Genomic DNA, 19,294 nt, shown 5'->3' with positions numbered 1-19,294 from the left:
GGTATTTTTTTATTTCTCTCCTAACTATCTCAAAGTGAAGATGAAAGGAAATAAAACAATATTGACCAAAAATAGATCCCCCCTAGAAATTTGGGCTAAGGAAGCTTTGGGACTTCCAGAAGTGCAAGTACAGGTAAGATTGCGGGGCAATCATCTACATATTCTCTGTGAAGCGGAAAAATGTCCCGAAATGAGCTTTGCCCTAGCTCAGTTTTCCCAGGCACTGAGTAAGATTGATATAGAATCTTTACTACCTCCTAATCAACCTCGGATTTATCAGACGTTTTTGTGTGGTCGCACTTTGGGACGTAGACGAAATGACTGGACAGTAAAACTTGATAGTAATAAGGTAGCAACTCAAAGTCAGAGTGTAAATACTTCTTCTAATTCTTCAGAAATTAATTCTCACCCAACATCTACTTATCCTTCTCCTCAAAATTATTCACAAAATTATCATCCTAGTCAAACTTTACCGGAAGATAAATTAACAAAAGTTGGTGTTGGGCAATCTTCTAAATTGGATATTCATGACAATATTGCTTCTGAATTGGTATTAACTCCTCATCAGGATTCTGTCTGGAAAAATGACACATTAAACCATCTAAATTTTTCATCTCCACAATTAGATTCAGAGACTTTTTCGATCGCTGAATCAGAAAAATCCAAGTTAGAAACACAGCTAGATCAGGTCAAAGAATCAGATTCATATCTAATTGATTCTCCCCTGACTGTTTCTTCTCAAAAATTAGCTGAATATGGCCATCCCGATGCAATTGCTAGTTATCTGAGTGAAATTTTAGGTGAGTTAGGGGTTTGTGTAAATGTCGCTATTCGAGAAAGACAATTTAAGGAAAAACCAACAGAAACAATTTCACAATCAGAGGATGCTGCTAAAAATCCTAAATTGAAAACTCAAAAAATATTATGGGTATCTTGTGAAGCAGCTTATAGTCCCGATCCATCTCTGTTAGGGGAACCAATTACCCAAAAACTACGAGAACTCAAGCTTAAAGATTTCCATGAAGCTTTAATTTCTCTGCTGGTTCGCGGTGAAACGGCGCCAGACTGGATGTTGCGGGTGGATCTAACTCCTCCGGATCTGATGCTACAAGAATGGGCGAGTTGGGGAGATGTGGCGGCCATTGAACGGTTACTTAAACAAGAGTTGGCTACTTTGGCAGTGGATATTCGAGCTACCCTAAAAGAGTCAACTTTACATTTATTTTGCACTAAGACTGATAATTTCGACCAAGAATATCCAGAACAACAGAAAACAAAAATAGCGATCGCTTCTACATTAGCCAAAATTTTACCAAGAGGTATCAAAGCTGCTACCATTTATGGTTGTACTATTAATGAAACAGCTCGCCAAAAATCTGAGTCACCTCTATGGATAGACTGGTTGAATTTACCTGCATCGGAAAATCCGGATCTATCTGCTGACGCTAAAGTTTTGGCAAGTCAGGGAAACCATGAAGCTATTAGTTTTCTATTAAACAAATTACTTAATCCCGATCTGGATCGACGACTGCAAACAGGTGGTATCCGGGTATTAATATTAGCGAAGCAAGAATTATTGCACGTTATGAGCGAAGCTCCTACCTGTCCTTCTCAATCTCAAGTAGGACCGACTATTGCTAATTTCTTGGGTCAACTTAAAATTCCTGGAGTTAGTGGGGTAAGAGTTTACGGTCGTCGTGCTGGTCAAAAATTGCCTTTGTGGCGTTACGGTATTAATTTTACTACGAGAAGTCGCCAGCATTCTGAGCAAGTTCCGGAGTTTGCTGCTTCTGCGGAGATGGATTTTTTATCGGGTAAAAGAGCAGATCGTGTTTTCCTCAAATTAGCACCAAAAACGACTGAAAAAACTGATTCAAAACTGTTAGTTCCCGCTCGGTTCGCACTGACAGCACAACTGTTTACAGGTATCCAACAATTATTTATTGGTTCTCGTTTATTTATTCCTAATGAAGAAGATTCTACAAAAATAAGTAATTCATTAACATACAATACTAGCAGTTATGGTAAATGGGTTGCTGCTGTTGGTTATGCTGCTTTGGGAATTTTCTTAACAGTTCAAACCGATCTAAAAGTTGGTGAAATATTAGAGCGAATTCCAGATGTTTCTTTGTCTGGAATTCTTTGTCAAGGTGGGAATTGTCAAACTCCGACAGAAAAAATTGTCGATGAAAATGGAACTGCAGAATTAACGACTTATCCTACTTTTAATAGTCCGCAATTAGATGAACAGTTAGTTCGTTATCAAGAATATTTAAAAGTCGAAAAAACAATCCCAGATATTTTAATAGTTGGTAGTTCTAGAGCATTGAGAGGAGTCGATCCAACGGTGCTTGCAGAAAGTTTAGCAACTTCAGGATATCCAGATTTAAGAATTTATAATTTTGGGGTAAATGGGGCAACTGCTCAAGTAGTAGATTTGATTGTACGTCGGGTTTTACCACCAGAACAATTGCCAAAATTAATTATTTTTGCTGATGGAGTTCGCGCTCTCAATAGTGGGAGAGTCGATCGAACTTTTGAGATTATTGCTAGTTCTGAAGGTTATGAGGAAGTAGATGCTGGCACATTTATTATTCGGGATAATATATCAGACGGTTCAGTTAATTTTGGCTTAAATAGATTTAAACAAATATTCAAAAATATTCAGGAAAAAATTGAGGAAGTTTCAGCTACTTATCAACAGCGCGATCGCCTCAAAAATTTAATCGTGTCAATTATTAATAATCCGACAAATTGGGATTTTTTGCATCAGCAAGAAAACCCAGAATTAGCAGTAGAAGAAACCTTAGAATTAGACCAATTTCAAGTAAATGGTTTTTTGCCAATTTCGATTAAGTTTGAACCAGAAAATTACTATCAAAATTATGCTAAAGTTTCTGGCGATTATGATGCTGATTATGCAAACTTTCAATTAACAGGAAAACAAACCACGGCACTGAAAAATTTACTGGAATATACTCAGTCAATAGGGATTAATTTTGTATTTGTAAATATGCCTTTAACTACAACATATTTAGACGAAGTACGAACTGTTTATGAACAAAAATTTCAGGAATATATGCAGGAATTATCTGGGGAATATGCTAATTTTATATTCCGAGATTTAGGTGGTGCATGGCCAGAAACTTTTAGCAACTTTTCTGATCCTAGTCATCTGAATCTTTATGGAGCGATCGCTGTTTCTCAAACATTAGCTGAGGATAATATTATTCCTGACTTTCTTGAGCGGGGGAGTGGGGGAGTAGGGGAGTAGGGGAGTAGGGCGCTCTTTGCGCTACTACGAACATACGAAGAATACTTTGAGCGGTTAACTATTTAGCTGTTAATAGAAAAATGCTGACTACAGCTAAAAATAACCCTACATATCCCTGGGGAGACAAGGCCGGTTGGTGCAAGACAAATGTCCCCAGTAAGTTACTCAAAATTAAGCCACAACTTCCTGTTAACGCGGCGATTAAGCCTAGCTGGGTTTGCGACCAAAGATAAAGCTGGCCAGCCATGCCAATAATCCGAGTTATTGAAAAGATTAAAAACCAGGGATGGTAAAAGCTGCCGTCAATTCCCTTTTGGCTGAGATAGCCTGCTGCCGGAACTTCTCCAGCTAGAAAAATTAATTGAGTTACTAAAGCAATTATGACAATTTGGTTCATTTTTTTAACGTCAACTCATGATTAAATTCATTGTGGCAGACTGAAGGGTAAATGCCTATTCATCAAAATACAGTAAATTACAGGATTTTCTGAAGCTCATAAAATTACAGCAAATTACAGTGTTTTCAAAACACGGCATTAAACCTCTGATCGGGCAGTTATGATATGAACAGTAGATCGGTTATAGAACCCATTTGGGATCTATAGATTGGGAGTGTGGGAAGTGTGGGAAGTGTGGGAAGATGGAGGCATTTTTCTACTTTTTTCCCCTATTTTATTTCTCCATCTCCTGACTTCTGACTCCTGACTCCTGACTCCTTTGCCAAAAAGCCTCACTTTCCCGATATACCAAATGGCTTCTATAATAAAAACTATGCTCGACTTCAGAAAATCTCGAACCAGACTTTTTGTCGGTGTCATGGTTATCGTTTCTGGTACGCTACTTTCTGGAGTAACAGGAGGGATAACAGGTGCCATAGCAGCGCTCGCAACTAGCATCATTACCCCGGATGTTCTCAAGCTACTGATAAGATATAGAGGTGGAAAAATGTTAAATCTTGAACAAGCATTAGATTTTGTCGAAAATTTGTCTCGGCAGCATAGAGACGAGGGACTAAGCAACCTGGAACGAGATATATTTCAAGGAATTTGGCAAAACCAAACATTCAAAGAAATCGCTCAAAGTTACTCAGGGGCAGATCGAGCGCATATCGAACGGAATGCAGCGCCTGCTCTCTATAAGTTTTTGTCGCGAGTGACGGGAGAGAAAGTCAACAAAAGAACGCTTCAAAGCGCAATCAATGTCGCCTATAAAGGACAGCAAAAAGAACCCGATCTCGAAAGCTTAGTGAAAATCACCCGGTCAAAGGTAAAAAATATTATTCAACGAGAATGCGGCACCATGCGAGTGCTGGATATGTGCTATCCTATTGGGTTGGATGATATTTATACTGAGGTGAATATTCTGCAAAAAGTAACCTCTAAAAACCGGGAAGAATTAGAGACTTTAGCCAAAACTTGTCAGCCGAAAGATTTTGATCGCCTGGGATATGGAGCAATTAGTAAATCGCGAGTTCCCGCATTAAAAGCTGTAAACGACCATGAAAAGTTATTTGTTTTAGGGAAACCGGGAGCGGGGAAAACGACCTTTTTAAAGCATTTGGCTAATCAGTGCAATGAAGGCTACCTAAAATCTGATTTAGTGCTAATCTTTATTACCTTGAGAGAGTTTGCCCTCGCTGAAGGTCAACCCAATTTACTTACTTACATCCAAAAGCGGTTCCAAGCTGGGAAGGTGGCAGATCAAGAAGTAGAAAGCTTGTTGCGTCACGGCAAATTTTTCCTATTATTGGATGGGTTAGATGAAGTCAAAGCCGAGGAAAACCGCCGCGTCATCAATCGCATTTGCTCCTTCGTGCAAAGGTTTCCCGAAAATCGCTTTGTGATCACCTGCCGGATTGCTGCCCGTGAATATGTTTTTGACCAATTTACTGAGGTTGAAGTTGCCGATTTTACTGAAGAGCAGATTCGAGATTTTGTCCGGAAATGGTTTCGGGCTAGAGTGCCCCGTGAAGCCAAAGAGTTGACTGATAAATTTCATCAAAAACTCAATGGGAATAAACCTAGTAAAGAACTGGCCAGCAACCCACTGCTTTTAACTCTGTTGTGCTTGGTCTTTGAAGAATTGAAAAGTTTTCCCCGTAAACGGTCTCAACTCTATCAAGAGGGACTGGAGTTACTCCTGAAAAAGTGGGATAGTAAGCGCAATATTGAGCGACCGGAACTATACAAAAAATTAGAGCCTCAGCAAAAAGAAGATTTACTGAGTTATATCGCTTACAAGACTTTCGCTCAAGCTAAACTGTTCTTTGCACAAGAGGAAGTAGAGAGTTATATTATCGAATATATCCGCAGTTTACCAGAGGCGCAAACTGACCCCAAAGAATTGCGTCTGGATAGTGCAGCAGTGCTGAAAGGAATTGAAGCGCAGCATGGGATATTAGTCGAACGGGCTAAAGGGATTTACTCTTTTTCTCATTTGACATTTCAGGAATACTTTACGGCTCGTTATATCGTCAATAGTCCCGATCCGCAAAGGTTGGATCAGGCTTTTCAACAATTGGTGGGACGGATTGCGAACAAGCAATGGCGAGAGGTGTTTCTTATTGCGGTGGAAATGATGCCCAATGCCGATTATTTGCTGAAATTAATGAAGCAAAAAGTTGATGCGATCGTCGCCGGAGATGCAGGGATACAGGAATGCCTGGATTGGGTGAATCAAAAGACTAATTCCGTGGAACATCCTTATAAAGCCGCTGCGGTTCGGACGAATTATATTGAACCGGCTTTAGAGGGTTATTTCTCACATTTTTTATGCGAAGATCGCTGTTTACCATACGATATATCAATAGATATTTCCTTAAAAGTCGATCTGGGTTTTGTTTTAGATCCAAAGCAAAACAGATGGAAGAATTTCAATGGACTGGATTATTGTCTTGATCGCACAATTGATGAAAAAATTGATCGCGATCTTTATTTTCCATTTAAACCGGGTCAACTTGAAGATCGAAATGAAATTAAACGCCATGCCAAACAACGGAATCGCTTCGAACTCCTGAATCATACTTTAGAAATCTTAGAAAAACATGGACGCGATCCAGAACTAAAGGAGGAAGTGCAACAATTGAAAAATCAAATTCCTTCAGAACTTGACCCGGAAGCCAGCGAAAAATGGTGGCAAGAAAATCGTCATGCTTGGGCAGAACAATTGCGGAACATTATGATTCGGTATCGCAACATCGGTCACGATTGGCAATTTACCGATGAGCAATACGAACTCTTAAAGGATTACTACAATAGCAACCTGTTGCTAGTACAATGTCTGAAACAATCTCGCTATGTGAGTCGCGAAGTCAGACAAGAAATTGAAGATACTTTGTTATTGCCGATCGTCTCCGGTTCGTAGTAGGACTTTAGCGCCCTCCGGGGACGCTGCCCGCACATCAGCATCAACCCTACCCGCACCAGTAAACTCAGAAATCTCCACATCCCCAAACTTAACCACCGCCTCCGGTGCCACCAAACCAGCCATCAACACCGCCGGGGAAAAAAATCAATCTTTTCCTTTTAGCCAATAGACATCTCCAAAAATAAAAAGTAAAATCAATTCTTATCCAAAAATTATCAATTATTCTTCCCTGTTCCCTGTTCCCTGTTCCCTGTTCCCTCTTTTCTGGAGATGTCTAATCATCTCCCTAAAAGGGAGAGGTAATTATCATTATCCATTATCCATTATCCATGATCCATGTTTGTCCATAAACAACTTCTAAAATCTAGAATCAAACATTATATCAAATCCCGTTGAATAATTATCATAAAAAATCTAATCACATTTATATTAAGATTAAATTTGAGCAAAAAGAAAATGTAATGATATGATTATAAGTTTAGATTACTTGGTAAAGTAAAGGGTGATGACAAAATTTTCTCTTGAGTTTATACTGTATAACCACAAGTTCAGCTTATCCGAAAATACTTATGAGTATCTGAAAGGATATTGCTGCGACAGCCAGTTTAAACCTGAATTCAAAAGAAGGTCCCATCTGTTTGTTCCCCTAAATCGGCCTAGATACCTAGAAAAAGTTGGCAATAATGAAGTGCCAGCAGATGGTTTTATCTGGGACTTAGAAGACAGCATTCCAACTGGTCAAAAGCAAGTGGCAAGAGATAGTATTGCCAAAATACCTCCCAAGCCGGGAATAGTTGAGTACAATGTTAGAATTAATGCTGGTGATCCTGATGATTTAAAAGAGGACATCAAAGCGATCGCTCAATTTCCCTTTGATTCTGTCACCCTTCCCAAAGGAGAATCGGGCGCCGAAATAGCCCGACTGATGGAAGCAATTGGAGAAGAGAAGAACTACATCGTTACAATTGAGACCATTGCCGGTCTCAATGCTGTGGACGAGATTGCTAAGGTTCTAAGAAAAGACCGGGATGCACTTGGTTTTGGGGTCGGGGATATGTCAACCGACATTGGTGTAGAGAGAATTTCTACCTGTAAAAGTCCTCTGTTCCAACAAATTTTAGGTACGATTGCTCTCTCAGGCAAAAAGTATGGACTGGGGTTATTTGACAGTGTTTCGGCAAAATTTAACGATCCAGAAAGTTCTCGCACAGAAGCAGAACTGTCCTGTAATATCTTTGGTTTTACTGGCAAAAAGTGCATAAATCCCAAACAGTTAGAATCAATAAATTTAGTCTTTTCGCCCACAATTGCAGAGATTGAAGAGCATCTAGCAACCCTAGAGTCTTTCTTGGGTAGCGACAAGACTAACGCTCATGTAGTCGGTGGCGAATATAAGGGAAAGCCGGCTTTTAAAGCATCCGATCGCCAAATCAAGAAATACTTGAGACAAGGCTATTTCACTCTAATAGACTCTTAACGCTGGAAATATGACTCAAACAAATTTAGAAGGTAAAGTGGCTTTAGTCACAGGTTCGAGCAGAAATATTGGTCGGGCGATCGCTTTGGAATTGGGGCGACAGGGTGCTTCTGTAGTTATAAATGCTCGTAGTAGTGCCCAGGAAGCTGAATCTACGGCTAAGGAAGTGGAGGCTTTAGGAGTAAAGGCCATACCGATCCTGGCCGATGTTAGTGATGAAAACCAAGTCCAGGCAATGGTAAAACAGGCTGCTGATGAAATTGGTCCAATTAATATCCTGATCAATAATACGGGATTACGGCGATCGCGTGCCATAACCGAGATGACAACAGAGGAGTGGCGCAGCGTCCTGGGAGTTAACTTAGATGGTCCCTTTTTCTGTTCTCGGGCTGTCGTTCCTGGTATGATAGCTACTGGATGGGGTCGTATTATTAATGTATCGGGACTAAATGCTTTTATCGGTAGAACAGAATGGACTCACGTTTGTGCCTCCAAAATGGGGGCGCTAGGTCTGACAAGAGCTTTAGCGGTGGAATTAGCCACACAAAAAATAACAGTCAATCATATTGTTCCCGGACCTATAGACACGAGTCACGGTACTTCCTCAGACATGGAAAGAACTGCCAAAAGGATTGCTACTGTTCCTCAAGGACGTTTGGGATTGCCAGAAGAGATTGCCAGTATGTGCGTCTTTTTAGCGTCTGAGGCAGCAAGTTTTATCACTGGTCAGACTCTTCATGTCAATGGCGGAGCATTACGATACTGATGGTTTAATAATAATCTCAGGAGCATTGATATGGTTGATTCTGTTGGACAATTTATTCAGCAACTTCCAGATTTATTGAAAGCATTGTTTCTACTTGCTTTTCCGGTAGTTAATCCCGGTAATCGGTTATATTGGAGTTATACGCTCTTCACTATTCTGGTTGCTTTAGGGGTTTACTATCTCCGCGAGTCAAAATCAATGGGTTTTGATTTGAGAAAAGCATTAGGTTATTGCTTTCCGAAATCTCTTTATACTCAGCGATCGGCAATTTTAGACTATCAGTGTTATCTGATAAATGGCTTATTCAAGATAATTGTTAGTCTGACTGCTTTCTTTACTTTATCGGAGATAACGGCCCATTTCCTCAGCCAGTATTTGCGGGGATGGTTCGGACCAGTTGAAAGTCAACTAGAAGTGACATTGACTCTCAAAGTTATCTATACAATTTTGGCAGTTCTGGTGCTAGATTTTAGTGCCTTTTTTTCTCATTACCTTCTGCACAAAATCCCGCTGCTGTGGGAGTTTCATAAGGTACATCATTCAGCGGAGGGTTTGAATCCCATGACAGGCTTTCGAGATCACCCAGTTGATGTAGCGTTTAAGCAAATCTTTAGAGCATTGTTTCTAGGAGTTTATATGGGAATATTCAGCTACTGTATAAATCAGGAAATAGAAGCGATCGCTATTGCTGGTTTACTGATTTCCACCTTTTTGCTTCGGTTCGTGATTAATCTGCGACATTCTCATATTTGGATTTCCTACGGTTGGCACTTAAATCATATTTTCAATAGTCCAGCTATGCACCAAATTCATCATAGTAAAAAAGCAGAGCATATTGACAAAAATTTTGCTTTAATATTTTCATTTTGGGACTACTTATTTGGAACGCTTTACGTTCCAAAAGTCCGGGAATATTTTGCAGTCGGAATCGAACAAAAAGATTACGATAATATCTGGCAGCTTTATTTCGATCCATTTGTGCAAGCATATAGAAAAGTGACAAACTTCCTTACTCAAATACCTAGGTTAATTAATGGATAATGGATAATGGATAATGGATAATGAAAACTATAGCAATCAGGAATGAGATATGAGAAAAAAATGTAGGGGTTTGGTCTCTAAACCCTATCTTAGCTTATGTTTGGAGACCAAAATCCTACGATAAAATATTACAAATTCTCACAAATCACAACTGATTGCTATATCTCTAATTATCAATTATTGATTAATAAAAAGTATCTCTAATTATCAATTGTTAATTATCAATTATTCATTGGTAAAGAGAGGCTTTAAACTTTTGGGGATTAATTATCAATTATCCATTAGACATAAGCGTGAAAATTAAAAATAAAGTCAATTACTATCCATAAATTATCAATTGTATTTCCCTGTTCCCTGTTCCCTGTTCCCTGTTCCCTCTTTATCCAGAGATATCTGTTGGTAAACATTAATTAAATTAGACTTTCACAGCCGAAAAAAATTATGAAAATTCATCAAGTCCGAACTTATCCCTCTAAAGAGTATCTTCCCAAGGAAGAACAACTTGCTTGGAAAATTGCCGCAGTAGCATCCGATCCAGTTGCACTTGAAGATGATGTTGTTGAAATGATTATCAACCGCATCATAGACAATGCTGCCGCTGCCTGTGCTGCTCTCAATTATCATTCAGTGCAAACAGCCCGCGCTCAAGCTCTAACACACTTACGCAATGATGGTGCGACTATCTTTGGCGTTCCCCCAGAAACAAAAGTATGTGCAGAATGGGCTGCATGGGCAAATAGTGTAGCCGTGAGGGAACTAGACTTTCACGATACTTTTCATGCTGCTGATTATTCTCATCCAGGAGATAATATTGCCTCAATTATTGCAGTGGCTCAACAATGCGGTTGTAATGGTGCAGCTCTGACGCGGGCGATTGCAACTGCCTATGAAATTCAGATCGATTTAGTTAAAGGAATTTGTCTCCACGAACACAAAATCGACCATGTAGCTCATTTGGGACCTTCTGTTGCTGCTGGAATTGGTACTCTGTTAGAATTAGATACAGAAACGATTTATCAAGCTATCCAGCAGGCAGTTCATACCACGATTACAACTAGGCAATCTCGCAAAGCTGATATTTCAAGCTGGAAAGCTTATGCTCCTGCTTATGCTGGCAAAAATGCTCTCGAAGCTGTCGATCGCTGCATGAGAGGAGAAGGTTCGCCATCACCAATTTACGAAGGTGAAGACAGTGTTATTGCTTGGATTTTAAGCGGACCAGATGCTCTATATGAAGTGCCTCTTCCTGAACCTGGGGAAGCAAAGCGAGCAATTCTGGAATCTTATACCAAAGAACATTCCGCAGAATATCAAGCCCAAGGACTTATTGATTTAGCGTTTCGGATGGGAGAAAAAATTGATGATTTCGAGAATATAAAAGAAATTGTTATTCACGGCAGTCATCAAACTCATTATGTCATCGGTACAGGTTCGGGAGATCCGCAAAAGATGAACCCCCAGGCGACGCGGGAAACCCTGGATCATTCGATTACGTATATTTTTGCTGTTGCTCTGCAAGACAGACGCTGGCATCATTTTGATTCTTATACTCCAGAACGGGCACAGCGTGAGGATACGGTTCGCCTTTGGCATAAGGTACGCACGCTAGAAGATCCAGAATGGACGCGACGTTATCATAGTAGAGATCCGAAGGAACGAGCATTTGGCGCTCGCGTTGAGATTTTCTTTAATGATGGTTCTAAAATTGAGGATGAACTGGCTGTTGCTAATGCTCATTCTTATGGGGCGAGGCCGTTTCGGCGTCCTGATTATATTCGCAAGTTCGAGACTCTAACTGAGGGAATTATTGATCCTAAAGAGCAAGAAGATTTTCTGACTCTGGTGCAACAGTTGCCGAAGTTAGCTCCAGAAGAGTTAATGCGATTAAATTTAATTGCATCGCCTGGCTATCTTATTGAGAATTCTGCTAAGGGAATTTTTTGATTTGATTGTAGCAATATAACCAAAACCCTGTAGGGATCTTGCATAACAAAAATGCGTTTTCGTATAGGGAATGCTCCTATTCCATGTCGCGCTCGCTCGTAGGGGCGAATGCCATTCGCCCTTAGATGTCCGCTCAAGCGCGGAAAACGTCCCTACTGTGGTCTACCGTGCAGGAAAACCACTGTAATTCTATACACAAACGATGCTACCGGACATGATTAGGACTAAAGCCATGCGAACCCAGAAACCCGGTTTCTCGTAGATGTTTATTGTCAAAAACAATGATTGACCCTAGAAATCGGGTTTCTTTGCGTAAGTCCTGATGATATAAAACTGTATCTTATATCATGTCCGGTAGCATCGGTATTGTATAGCAAAGGTAGGGAACAGGGAACAGGGAACAGGGAACAGGGAACAGGGAGGAGGGAACACTTAACTGGCAGGAATACTTAAGATCCAGAAAAAAAACTTAAATTTCCGGTAAAATTCACCCTTGAGTTTACACCAACGATACCAGCGGACATGATATTACCAATTTGAGAAACGCTATACCGATAGCGTTATCAGAAACCGGGTTTGTGGGAGATTAATGGTAGGGACGTTTTGCTAAAGCACAACTCCGTTAACGCTGCGCGACATGGAATAGGAGCATTCCGGAACGGAAAACGCATTAATCCTCAAGCAACGTCCGTACAAGGGTATTTGAGACAAACCCGGTTTCTCTGCCTTTCAAGAACAAGGAATCCCTGGCACGGGAGCAAGATGCTCCCACTGCTGTTTTGGAATAAAAAAAGTGCCAGCTTTTCAGTCGCTAAAGTTCAAGCATACCAACATGCATGAGCAGACAAGATTCTATAGAAGCCTAAGTGTATCTATATTCCAGAAAAGAGGGAGTAGGGAAGTAGGGGAGTAGGCATTGCTCATTCATTGTCGTCAGAGAATATTTACAACCCTATATTTTTGAGTCCTGTACTTTCCACACCTCCCACACCTCCCACACGAACCAACCTCCCACACCTCCCACACCTCCCACACTCCCCACACTTCTATGTCTCAGACTGTTTTGTGCTTCTATTTTGTGTAAATCCGAATAGATAAAGACCCAATAAAATCAACATTTGCCGTGTTATTTGTACTGCTAACACCATTCCCGTATTTCCTCCTAACTGATTAGCTGTGGCAATCATAGCTTCCAGTCCTCCCGGTGTAAAACCAAGAATTGCTGTTATTAGGTCTATTTTAGTTATCAAGTGAAATTGATATCCAATAACAAGACAAGATAACATCAGTACAATAACAAGAATAATTTCCAGTAATACGGCTTGCCAAAGCTGGCGTACTGCTTGTAGATTAAATCTCCAACCGATGGAAAGTCCAACTAACATCAATGCAAAAACCCACAACCAATGGGGCACGAAAAACAAGCCAGGCAAATTCCAAAATAATAATAGTCCTACTAAAAAGGCACCTAAAAATCCGGTTGTAGGCAGCTTGAGCCACTTACCAAGTAGAATTCCCAAAATACAACATCCAGCCAATACAGGTAAATTCAAGAATATTGAGACCGTAGAATCGTTAACTGTCGATTGTGCGGTCATTATTGGTTCTACGACGTTATTCGGAAACAGGAGAGTAACAGTTGTGGGTATGGTTAGTACCACAACAACCATGCGGATATATTGAAGTACAGTGACTGTTATTGGTTCTGCTCCATACTCTTCGCTCATTATAGCTAAGGTAGTAGCTGAACCGGGAATAGCTCCTAAAAAACTTGTTAATTTATTGACTCCACCCCATTTGTACAGTAAGTAGCCATTAAACATACTTAAAGCACCCGTTCCTAAAATACACAAGATTACAGGTATGGCGTGGGTTGTTGCTAACATTAGTGTATCTGGAGAAAATCTGGATGCTGAGTAAAGTCCGATAATTGCCTTGCCAACCTTAATAAAATCAGAAGGGAGAGGTTTGGGATTATCCTGAATACAAGCATAAGTAATGCCAACTAATAGAGGCCCAAGTAACCATGCTACAGGAACTCCTAGCCAATTGCAGGCAAAGCCAACAATGGCTGCAAAGGCCAAAGGTTGAATAATTCTTGTCAGGTTCTGCCAGCTTGATGTAATTGATTGATGCCAAGAGGCCAAAAGTTCCATATTTTTATGTTTATTTTTACTTTGATGACTATTTAGCTTTTAGTCTAAGATTATAATCATATTTTTATTTTAAAAAACGAAAATATACTTTACACGGGCAAGAATTACGTTTTTTGACTCGAAGAAAAATCCTATTTTTGAGTCTGAGAAGCGTAATTCCTTTCCGTGCCGAGTATAAATTTGACGGAAATTACCAGATTGTCTGAATTTCAGTTAACCTTTGAATCTGGAGATCCCGAGTCACCAAAGGTAGGTTTAAGTAGAACGCTGTTGCAGCAATAATTCTATCTGGCATATCTGGAACAACATTCCGAGGAATCTGCCGTACAGTACGAGCGATCGCCAAATTTAAAGGAACTATCTCTAAAGCAGTATCAGGATTAGAAAAAGTATCAACTAATAGGGTTAGAGCTTCTTCGGGCAACCGAGATCGTTCCACTAAATAAGCAATTTCAACGACAGAAATGGCAGAAACATAAATGCAATTTTGCTCGAAAACAGCAGTATTTAAAGCCGAAGAGATACTGATAACTGATAACTGATAACTGATAACTGAAATGACTGGTTTAGATACCAGATAATTGTATGAGTATCTGCGATAACTGCTGTCATTAAAAATCATCCCTGGGAAAATTTGCCCACATTTCTTGCCTCGCTTGACTAATATCCTCTTCGCTAATATCAATATCTAAATTAGTCCAGAGTCCCTTAACATCGATCCGAGGTCGCTTAAAGCTTGTTTTATGCTGTAAAAAATCAGCAAAATCTAAAAGTTCTTGCTGTTGGTGGGGGGGTAAATTTCGCAATCTTTCTAAAACTGCTTGCTCCAAATTTGTCATCTCTATCCTCTGAAAAATTAATTACCAATAACTAGGATAGCGCAATTTGCTAGTTATATCATGTCCCGTTGAATAGTTATAAATAATTAGGGAGGAGTCAGGAGACTCGAGACTCGAGACTGGAGAAAAGAATGTACCAGGAGAAAGAAGTGTTTTTATCACGCTCTTATCCGGACATGGTATTGTATTATACGAGGAAAAAAATATATAATTGATACAAAGATTGGGATTCTTTACTAAGTATATTAAGATATTAATAATAACTATAGAGGAGATGGCAGTGACACGCCACTAACACTATAATTATTATTAATTTCTTCTGTTGGCATAGAAATAGACGAGGTGTATTTTCTTCAAAATGGTCTGGTGTTTTCAGGAACTATGGGGTAGTTCGCCACCCATTCTGGAGAAGGGGATTGTGTCAGATCAAACTCATAAGTAATAAACTGATTTTTTTTAGTTTTTGCAGTCAGGAGGACTAGCAGGATCAGAACTTTGATCTTGTTCAATTTCTTGGATTTTTTGATTATTTGCTTCTTCATTTTCTCGAATCCATTCATCGTCTGAATCCGAATATTTTACTTTTATGTAAATAGCTTTATCCCAATTGCAAGCTGTTTTGATTTGTTTGTTAATGAGTTTAGCACCACTGAGGTTAGCATCACTGAGGTCAGTCCCACTGAGTTTAGCATCACTGAGGTCAGCACCTCTGAGGTCAGCACTTTTGAGGTTAGCACCACTGAGGCAAGCACAACAGAGGTTAGCAGAACCGAGTTTAGCACCACTGAGGTCAGCACGATAGAGGTTAGCATGATAGAGATCAGCACCTCTGAGATCGAGACCACTGAGGTTAGAACGATTGAGGAAAGCACGATAGAGGTTAGCACCACTGAGGTTAGCATCACTGAGGTTAGCACCTATGAGGTCGAAACCACTGAGGTTAAGGTCACTGAGGTTAGCACCTATGAGGTCAGCACCACTGAGTTTAGCACCTTTGAGGTCGAAACCACTGAAGTTGAGACCACTGAGGTTAGCACCATTGAAGTCAGCACCTTTCAGGTTAGCACCACTGAGGTCGAAACCACTGAGGTTGAGACCACTGAGGTTAGCACCACTGAGGTCAGCACCTTTCAGGTTAGCACCACTGAGGTTAGCACCACTGAGGTTGGCAGCACTGAGGTCGAAACCACTGAGGTTGAGACCACTGAGGTTAGCACCATCGAGGTCAGCACCTTTGAGGTCAGCACCACTGAAGTCGAAACGACTGAGGTTGAGACCACTGAGGTTAGCACCGCTGAGGTCAGCACCTTTGAGGTTAGCACCACTGAGGTCAGCACCACTGAGGTCAGCAGCACTGAGGTCAGCAGCACTGAGGTCGGCACCTTTCAGGTTAGCACCACTGAGGTCAGCACCTCTGAGTTTAGCACCACTGAGGTCGAAACCACTGAGGTTGAGACCACTGAGGTTAGCGCCACTGAGGTTGAGACCACTGAGGTTAAGACCACTGAGTTTAGCACCACTAAGGTCAGCACCTTTCAGGTTAGCACCACTAAGGTCAGCACCACTGAGTTTAGCACCACTAAAGTCAGCACCACTAAGGTCAGCACCACTAAGGTCAGCACCACTTAGGTCAGCACCACTTAGGTCAGCACCACTTAGGTCAGCACCAATAAGGTCAGCACCACTAAGGTCAGCACCACTAAGCTCAGCACCAATAAGGTCAGCACCACTGAGGTCAGCACCACTGAGGTCAGCACCACTGAGTTTAGCACCACTGAGGTCAGCACCACTGAGGTCAGCACCACTGAGTTTAGCACCACTAAGGTCAGCACCACTGAGTTTAGCACCACTGAGGTCAGCTTTTATTAAATAACTATTCTTGAGATTTAATGTTTTATTCTTATCTTTTTTTACATCTCTCCTGCTAATAACTGTTATTGCTACTTGTATATCCATAGGAATTTCTTCAGCATTACTTGAAGATTGTTGAGGACTATATTTACGAATATATGAAGTTAAAATTTCCATGATAGTCCAATGGTCTTTTTCAGAATCCTTCGCAATTCTTTCTAAAGCCAAAATAGACTCAATGCGAACTGATATATCTTCTTTACCAAGCAGTTCTATTGTTTTTGAGAAGCGGAGTATGGTAGCATTTTTGTTGCCGACAACGAGGTAATCCTTTGTCCAATCAGGACGAGGGGGAAGATTGTCGTTCTCTATGTCTTGCTGCCACTCTGAATCAGATTTCCGCATCAGGTTCGGAACCTCAAATTCGTAGTGACTCATAACCGGACCAGCAAAAACCATGCGGTCGTCACCGTTATCTACTGCAATCATCAGCAAATCTACATTCCCTACAGCTTCATGGAGAACAATATCTGGGTCTTCTACTTCTATTCCAGGTTGTGTATGCACATCGGCAACTAAAGCATCCCATTTCTTCAAGTCTTTTTGATCGCTGTAGAAAAGCTGAGAATACCAGCCGTTGTAGCTCCGACACGTCATTTCGACAATATCTTTAAGAAATCCGGATTCGGATTCTGTAAGTGCTTTCTGCGCAAGTTCTTTTGACGCAATCTCTTTGAGAATGCCCAACTTTTGGGCAAAATTTTCCAGAAAATTAACCTGTTTGGTCTGAATTTCTTGGGATTGTAGAGGCGTTTTTGTAAGCTGTTCGGCAGTCAACCTCACCATTTGCTCAAAACGTTCCCAAAATTCTGGTCTCGGATCAACAAAACCAGCCGGATATTCACACGTCATTCCCCCACCATAGATTGGTTTTGCATAAAGAATAGTATCATGGCGCAACTGTGTCCATGAAGCTAACTGAGTGTTGAGAGTTTTCATCCCCCAAGTCCGAGTTCGCATTGCTTCAGGATATTTGGAGTCGGAAATAGGTTTTGACAATTCACGCAAGGTTGCTAACCAATTTATGTAAATATTATCTTTCCAAACGGATGGATCTTGTTGTTCAATTACATTTTTGGCTGCTGCTAAGTTCTTTTGGTAATTAAGTGCAACTTTTGGCTGTTCTTTCTTAAGATTAGTAATACGTTCAACAAGATTGGGAACAATCTGATTATTATCTAATACAGCAAAAGCCACATCTAAACCTGTTGGGATATAAGTACCATACCCGATTTTTGACATATCAGCTACTTGAGACATTACCCAACTATCTAAAATAAACTTTTGACCCAATACTGTGAATGCTCTGGGTAATTGTGGTTTTTCTTCCGGTTCGAGTAATTGATAGTGACTTCGGATATTTTGAATACCAAAATTTCCCTCCAAAATTTGATTTTGTAGTTGCTCTAAACTTGATAAGTTATTAATATCTGCTGGAGACTTAATCTGTGCTTGTGTCAAAAGTTGCTCCAATTGAGCAAAGGTCATTGAATCTGTCCAACCCACAAAGGTTTGGAGAGTTTCATCAAATTGCTGCCATAACTGGAATTTGCCTGATTTTTTGAGAAGATCGTGGAAAATAATCGCTGCACCCAGTTCTCGCGGGGAAGCATCTTGGGGTTTACCAGCAATACAGAAGTCAATTCTGCCACACCACATCATTGCTTGGAAATACTTTCGCAGTGTTTCAGAACTTTCATAATGACCCCTTGGTTTAAATTGAGAAAAATCTACTTGGCGTTTTCGTCCAAATAACTTAAATTCCAGAAATTGTTGGGATTTAACAAAATTGAGAGTTCGAGCAACACGCTTATCCTGATTTAAGTAAGTTTTGATATGTTCCTCAGGTAGATTGGAACGTTGTTTAGTTGGATTGGGTTTAAGTAGAGAACGAGCTACTGCTAAGAAATAATCAACATCTTTTAAACTTGATTCTAGCTCTCCATTTCCATATTCTCTCGCAGCTACAGGGAGCTTTTCTGCCATACTCTCAAGAATTTCTTTTAAAGAAGGAGCTAAAACCAATTCTTCAAGTTCTTCGAGGATAGCATCATAAGAGATATGCCAAGCATGAAGAATGGAGTCAGCTGAAACAAATACTGGTAAATCATTACTATAGATGCGATAGAACATCTCAGCAAAACTCCTGGCGCCCATGTACTCGCTAACGACAAAACCATTTTTCTTGAAGACAGCGAGTTCTTCTGGATCGAGGCGAAAGTCATAATTACGATAGTTTCGTTTTTCTGGATTTTTATTATTTTCTTCTGGATCTATATTGAACAAATTCCAGTATTTAGCCGTAGTTGGGTCCCAATTGATTCCTTGAAGATAATCAGCATTGGCATCGTAACGTTGGGCAAATTCCTTGGTTGACATTTGTCCCAATTTATCCCATTCTTCTTCAAAGACAGCATTGTAACCAAAAATATCACTGTCCGTTTGAGCAAGAGAGCTATTTGCCATTTCCATTTTTCTCTTTCTGTTAAATTACTCTTGGTACTCTTAGTTTTTAAGTGGT

Annotated in this window: 12 protein-coding genes; 6 read left to right on the top strand and 6 right to left on the bottom strand. The window is 40.3% G+C overall.

What is annotated here, in order from left to right:
- Positions 1-61 precede the first annotated feature (61 nt).
- Complete coding sequence (locus F6K40_RS08410) at positions 62-3,274, top strand: DUF1574 family protein (protein ID WP_293134054.1); 3,213 nt, start codon at positions 62-64, stop codon at positions 3,272-3,274.
- A gap of 58 nt (positions 3,275-3,332) precedes the next feature.
- Here F6K40_RS08410 and F6K40_RS08405 read toward each other — a convergent pair whose 3' ends face one another.
- The gene (locus F6K40_RS08405; protein WP_293134051.1) at positions 3,333-3,671 is read right to left on the bottom strand and encodes a hypothetical protein; all 339 of its coding nucleotides are present in this window, start codon (positions 3,669-3,671) and stop codon (positions 3,333-3,335) included.
- Between the two features lie 373 nt (positions 3,672-4,044).
- Here F6K40_RS08405 and F6K40_RS08400 point away from each other — a divergent pair, with 373 nt between their 5' ends.
- Positions 4,045-6,636, top strand: a complete 2,592-nt coding sequence (locus F6K40_RS08400) for an NACHT domain-containing protein (protein ID WP_293134048.1) — start codon at positions 4,045-4,047, stop codon at positions 6,634-6,636.
- Here the strand turns inward: F6K40_RS08400 and F6K40_RS08395 are convergent.
- The gene (locus F6K40_RS08395) at positions 6,610-6,762 is read right to left on the bottom strand and encodes a hypothetical protein (protein WP_293134045.1); all 153 of its coding nucleotides are present in this window, start codon (positions 6,760-6,762) and stop codon (positions 6,610-6,612) included. The two genes, F6K40_RS08400 and F6K40_RS08395, sit on opposite strands and share 27 nt — an antisense overlap.
- Positions 6,763-7,144: 382 nt before the next feature.
- On the opposite strand from F6K40_RS08395, the gene F6K40_RS08390 reads away from it, so the two are divergent.
- The 4 genes from F6K40_RS08390 (at position 7,145) to F6K40_RS08375 (ending at position 11,867) form a co-directional block, all read left to right on the top strand.
- Positions 7,145-8,116, top strand: coding sequence for an HpcH/HpaI aldolase/citrate lyase family protein (locus tag F6K40_RS08390; protein WP_293134082.1), 972 nt, complete (start codon positions 7,145-7,147; stop codon positions 8,114-8,116).
- A gap of 10 nt (positions 8,117-8,126) precedes the next feature.
- On the top strand, positions 8,127-8,882 hold the full coding sequence (locus F6K40_RS08385; RefSeq protein ID WP_293134042.1) for an SDR family NAD(P)-dependent oxidoreductase: 756 nt from the start codon (positions 8,127-8,129) through the stop codon (positions 8,880-8,882).
- Positions 8,883-8,912: 30 nt separating this feature from the next.
- Complete coding sequence (locus F6K40_RS08380; RefSeq protein ID WP_293134039.1) at positions 8,913-9,923, top strand: sterol desaturase family protein; 1,011 nt, start codon at positions 8,913-8,915, stop codon at positions 9,921-9,923.
- Between the two features lie 441 nt (positions 9,924-10,364).
- Positions 10,365-11,867: an MmgE/PrpD family protein gene (locus tag F6K40_RS08375; RefSeq protein ID WP_293134036.1), complete on the top strand. Its 1,503-nt coding sequence runs from the start codon at positions 10,365-10,367 to the stop codon at positions 11,865-11,867.
- 1,046 nt (positions 11,868-12,913) lie between these two features.
- Here the strand turns inward: F6K40_RS08375 and F6K40_RS08370 are convergent.
- The 4 genes from F6K40_RS08370 to F6K40_RS08355 form a co-directional block, all read right to left on the bottom strand.
- Positions 12,914-14,023, bottom strand: coding sequence for an AbrB family transcriptional regulator (locus tag F6K40_RS08370; protein WP_293134033.1), 1,110 nt, complete (start codon positions 14,021-14,023; stop codon positions 12,914-12,916).
- Positions 14,024-14,213: 190 nt separating this feature from the next.
- Entirely contained in the window at positions 14,214-14,645 is a 432-nt protein-coding gene (locus F6K40_RS08365; protein ID WP_293134030.1) for a type II toxin-antitoxin system VapC family toxin, read from the bottom strand.
- Entirely contained in the window at positions 14,635-14,862 is a 228-nt protein-coding gene (locus F6K40_RS08360; RefSeq protein WP_293134027.1) for a DUF2281 domain-containing protein, read from the bottom strand. The genes F6K40_RS08365 and F6K40_RS08360 overlap by 11 nt, the downstream gene beginning before the upstream one ends.
- A gap of 456 nt (positions 14,863-15,318) precedes the next feature.
- Positions 15,319-19,239, bottom strand: a complete 3,921-nt coding sequence (locus tag F6K40_RS08355; RefSeq protein ID WP_293134024.1) for a DUF3160 domain-containing protein — start codon at positions 19,237-19,239, stop codon at positions 15,319-15,321.
- Between the last annotated feature and the right edge of the window lie 55 nt (positions 19,240-19,294).

The organism is Okeania sp. SIO3I5 (assembly GCF_010672085.1).
Taxonomy (GTDB): Bacteria; Cyanobacteriota; Cyanobacteriia; order Cyanobacteriales; family Microcoleaceae; genus Trichodesmium.
This window is presented reverse-complemented; position numbering and strand designations above follow the sequence as displayed.

What these genes read in the sequence shown, in the direction of transcription:
- F6K40_RS08400 (WP_293134048.1), top strand. Translation starts at nt 4,045, where the DNA reads ATGCTCGACTTCAGAAAATCTCGAACCAGACTTTTTGTCGGTGTCATG.
- F6K40_RS08395 (WP_293134045.1), bottom strand. Translation starts at nt 6,762, where the DNA reads ATGGCTGGTTTGGTGGCACCGGAGGCGGTGGTTAAGTTTGGGGATGTG.
- F6K40_RS08355 (WP_293134024.1), bottom strand. Translation starts at nt 19,239, where the DNA reads ATGGCAAATAGCTCTCTTGCTCAAACGGACAGTGATATTTTTGGTTAC.
- F6K40_RS08375 (WP_293134036.1), top strand. Translation starts at nt 10,365, where the DNA reads ATGAAAATTCATCAAGTCCGAACTTATCCCTCTAAAGAGTATCTTCCC.
- F6K40_RS08390 (WP_293134082.1), top strand. Translation starts at nt 7,145, where the DNA reads ATGACAAAATTTTCTCTTGAGTTTATACTGTATAACCACAAGTTCAGC.
- F6K40_RS08360 (WP_293134027.1), bottom strand. Translation starts at nt 14,862, where the DNA reads ATGACAAATTTGGAGCAAGCAGTTTTAGAAAGATTGCGAAATTTACCC.
- F6K40_RS08385 (WP_293134042.1), top strand. Translation starts at nt 8,127, where the DNA reads ATGACTCAAACAAATTTAGAAGGTAAAGTGGCTTTAGTCACAGGTTCG.
- F6K40_RS08370 (WP_293134033.1), bottom strand. Translation starts at nt 14,023, where the DNA reads ATGGAACTTTTGGCCTCTTGGCATCAATCAATTACATCAAGCTGGCAG.
- F6K40_RS08405 (WP_293134051.1), bottom strand. Translation starts at nt 3,671, where the DNA reads ATGAACCAAATTGTCATAATTGCTTTAGTAACTCAATTAATTTTTCTA.
- F6K40_RS08380 (WP_293134039.1), top strand. Translation starts at nt 8,913, where the DNA reads ATGGTTGATTCTGTTGGACAATTTATTCAGCAACTTCCAGATTTATTG.
- F6K40_RS08365 (WP_293134030.1), bottom strand. Translation starts at nt 14,645, where the DNA reads ATGATTTTTAATGACAGCAGTTATCGCAGATACTCATACAATTATCTG.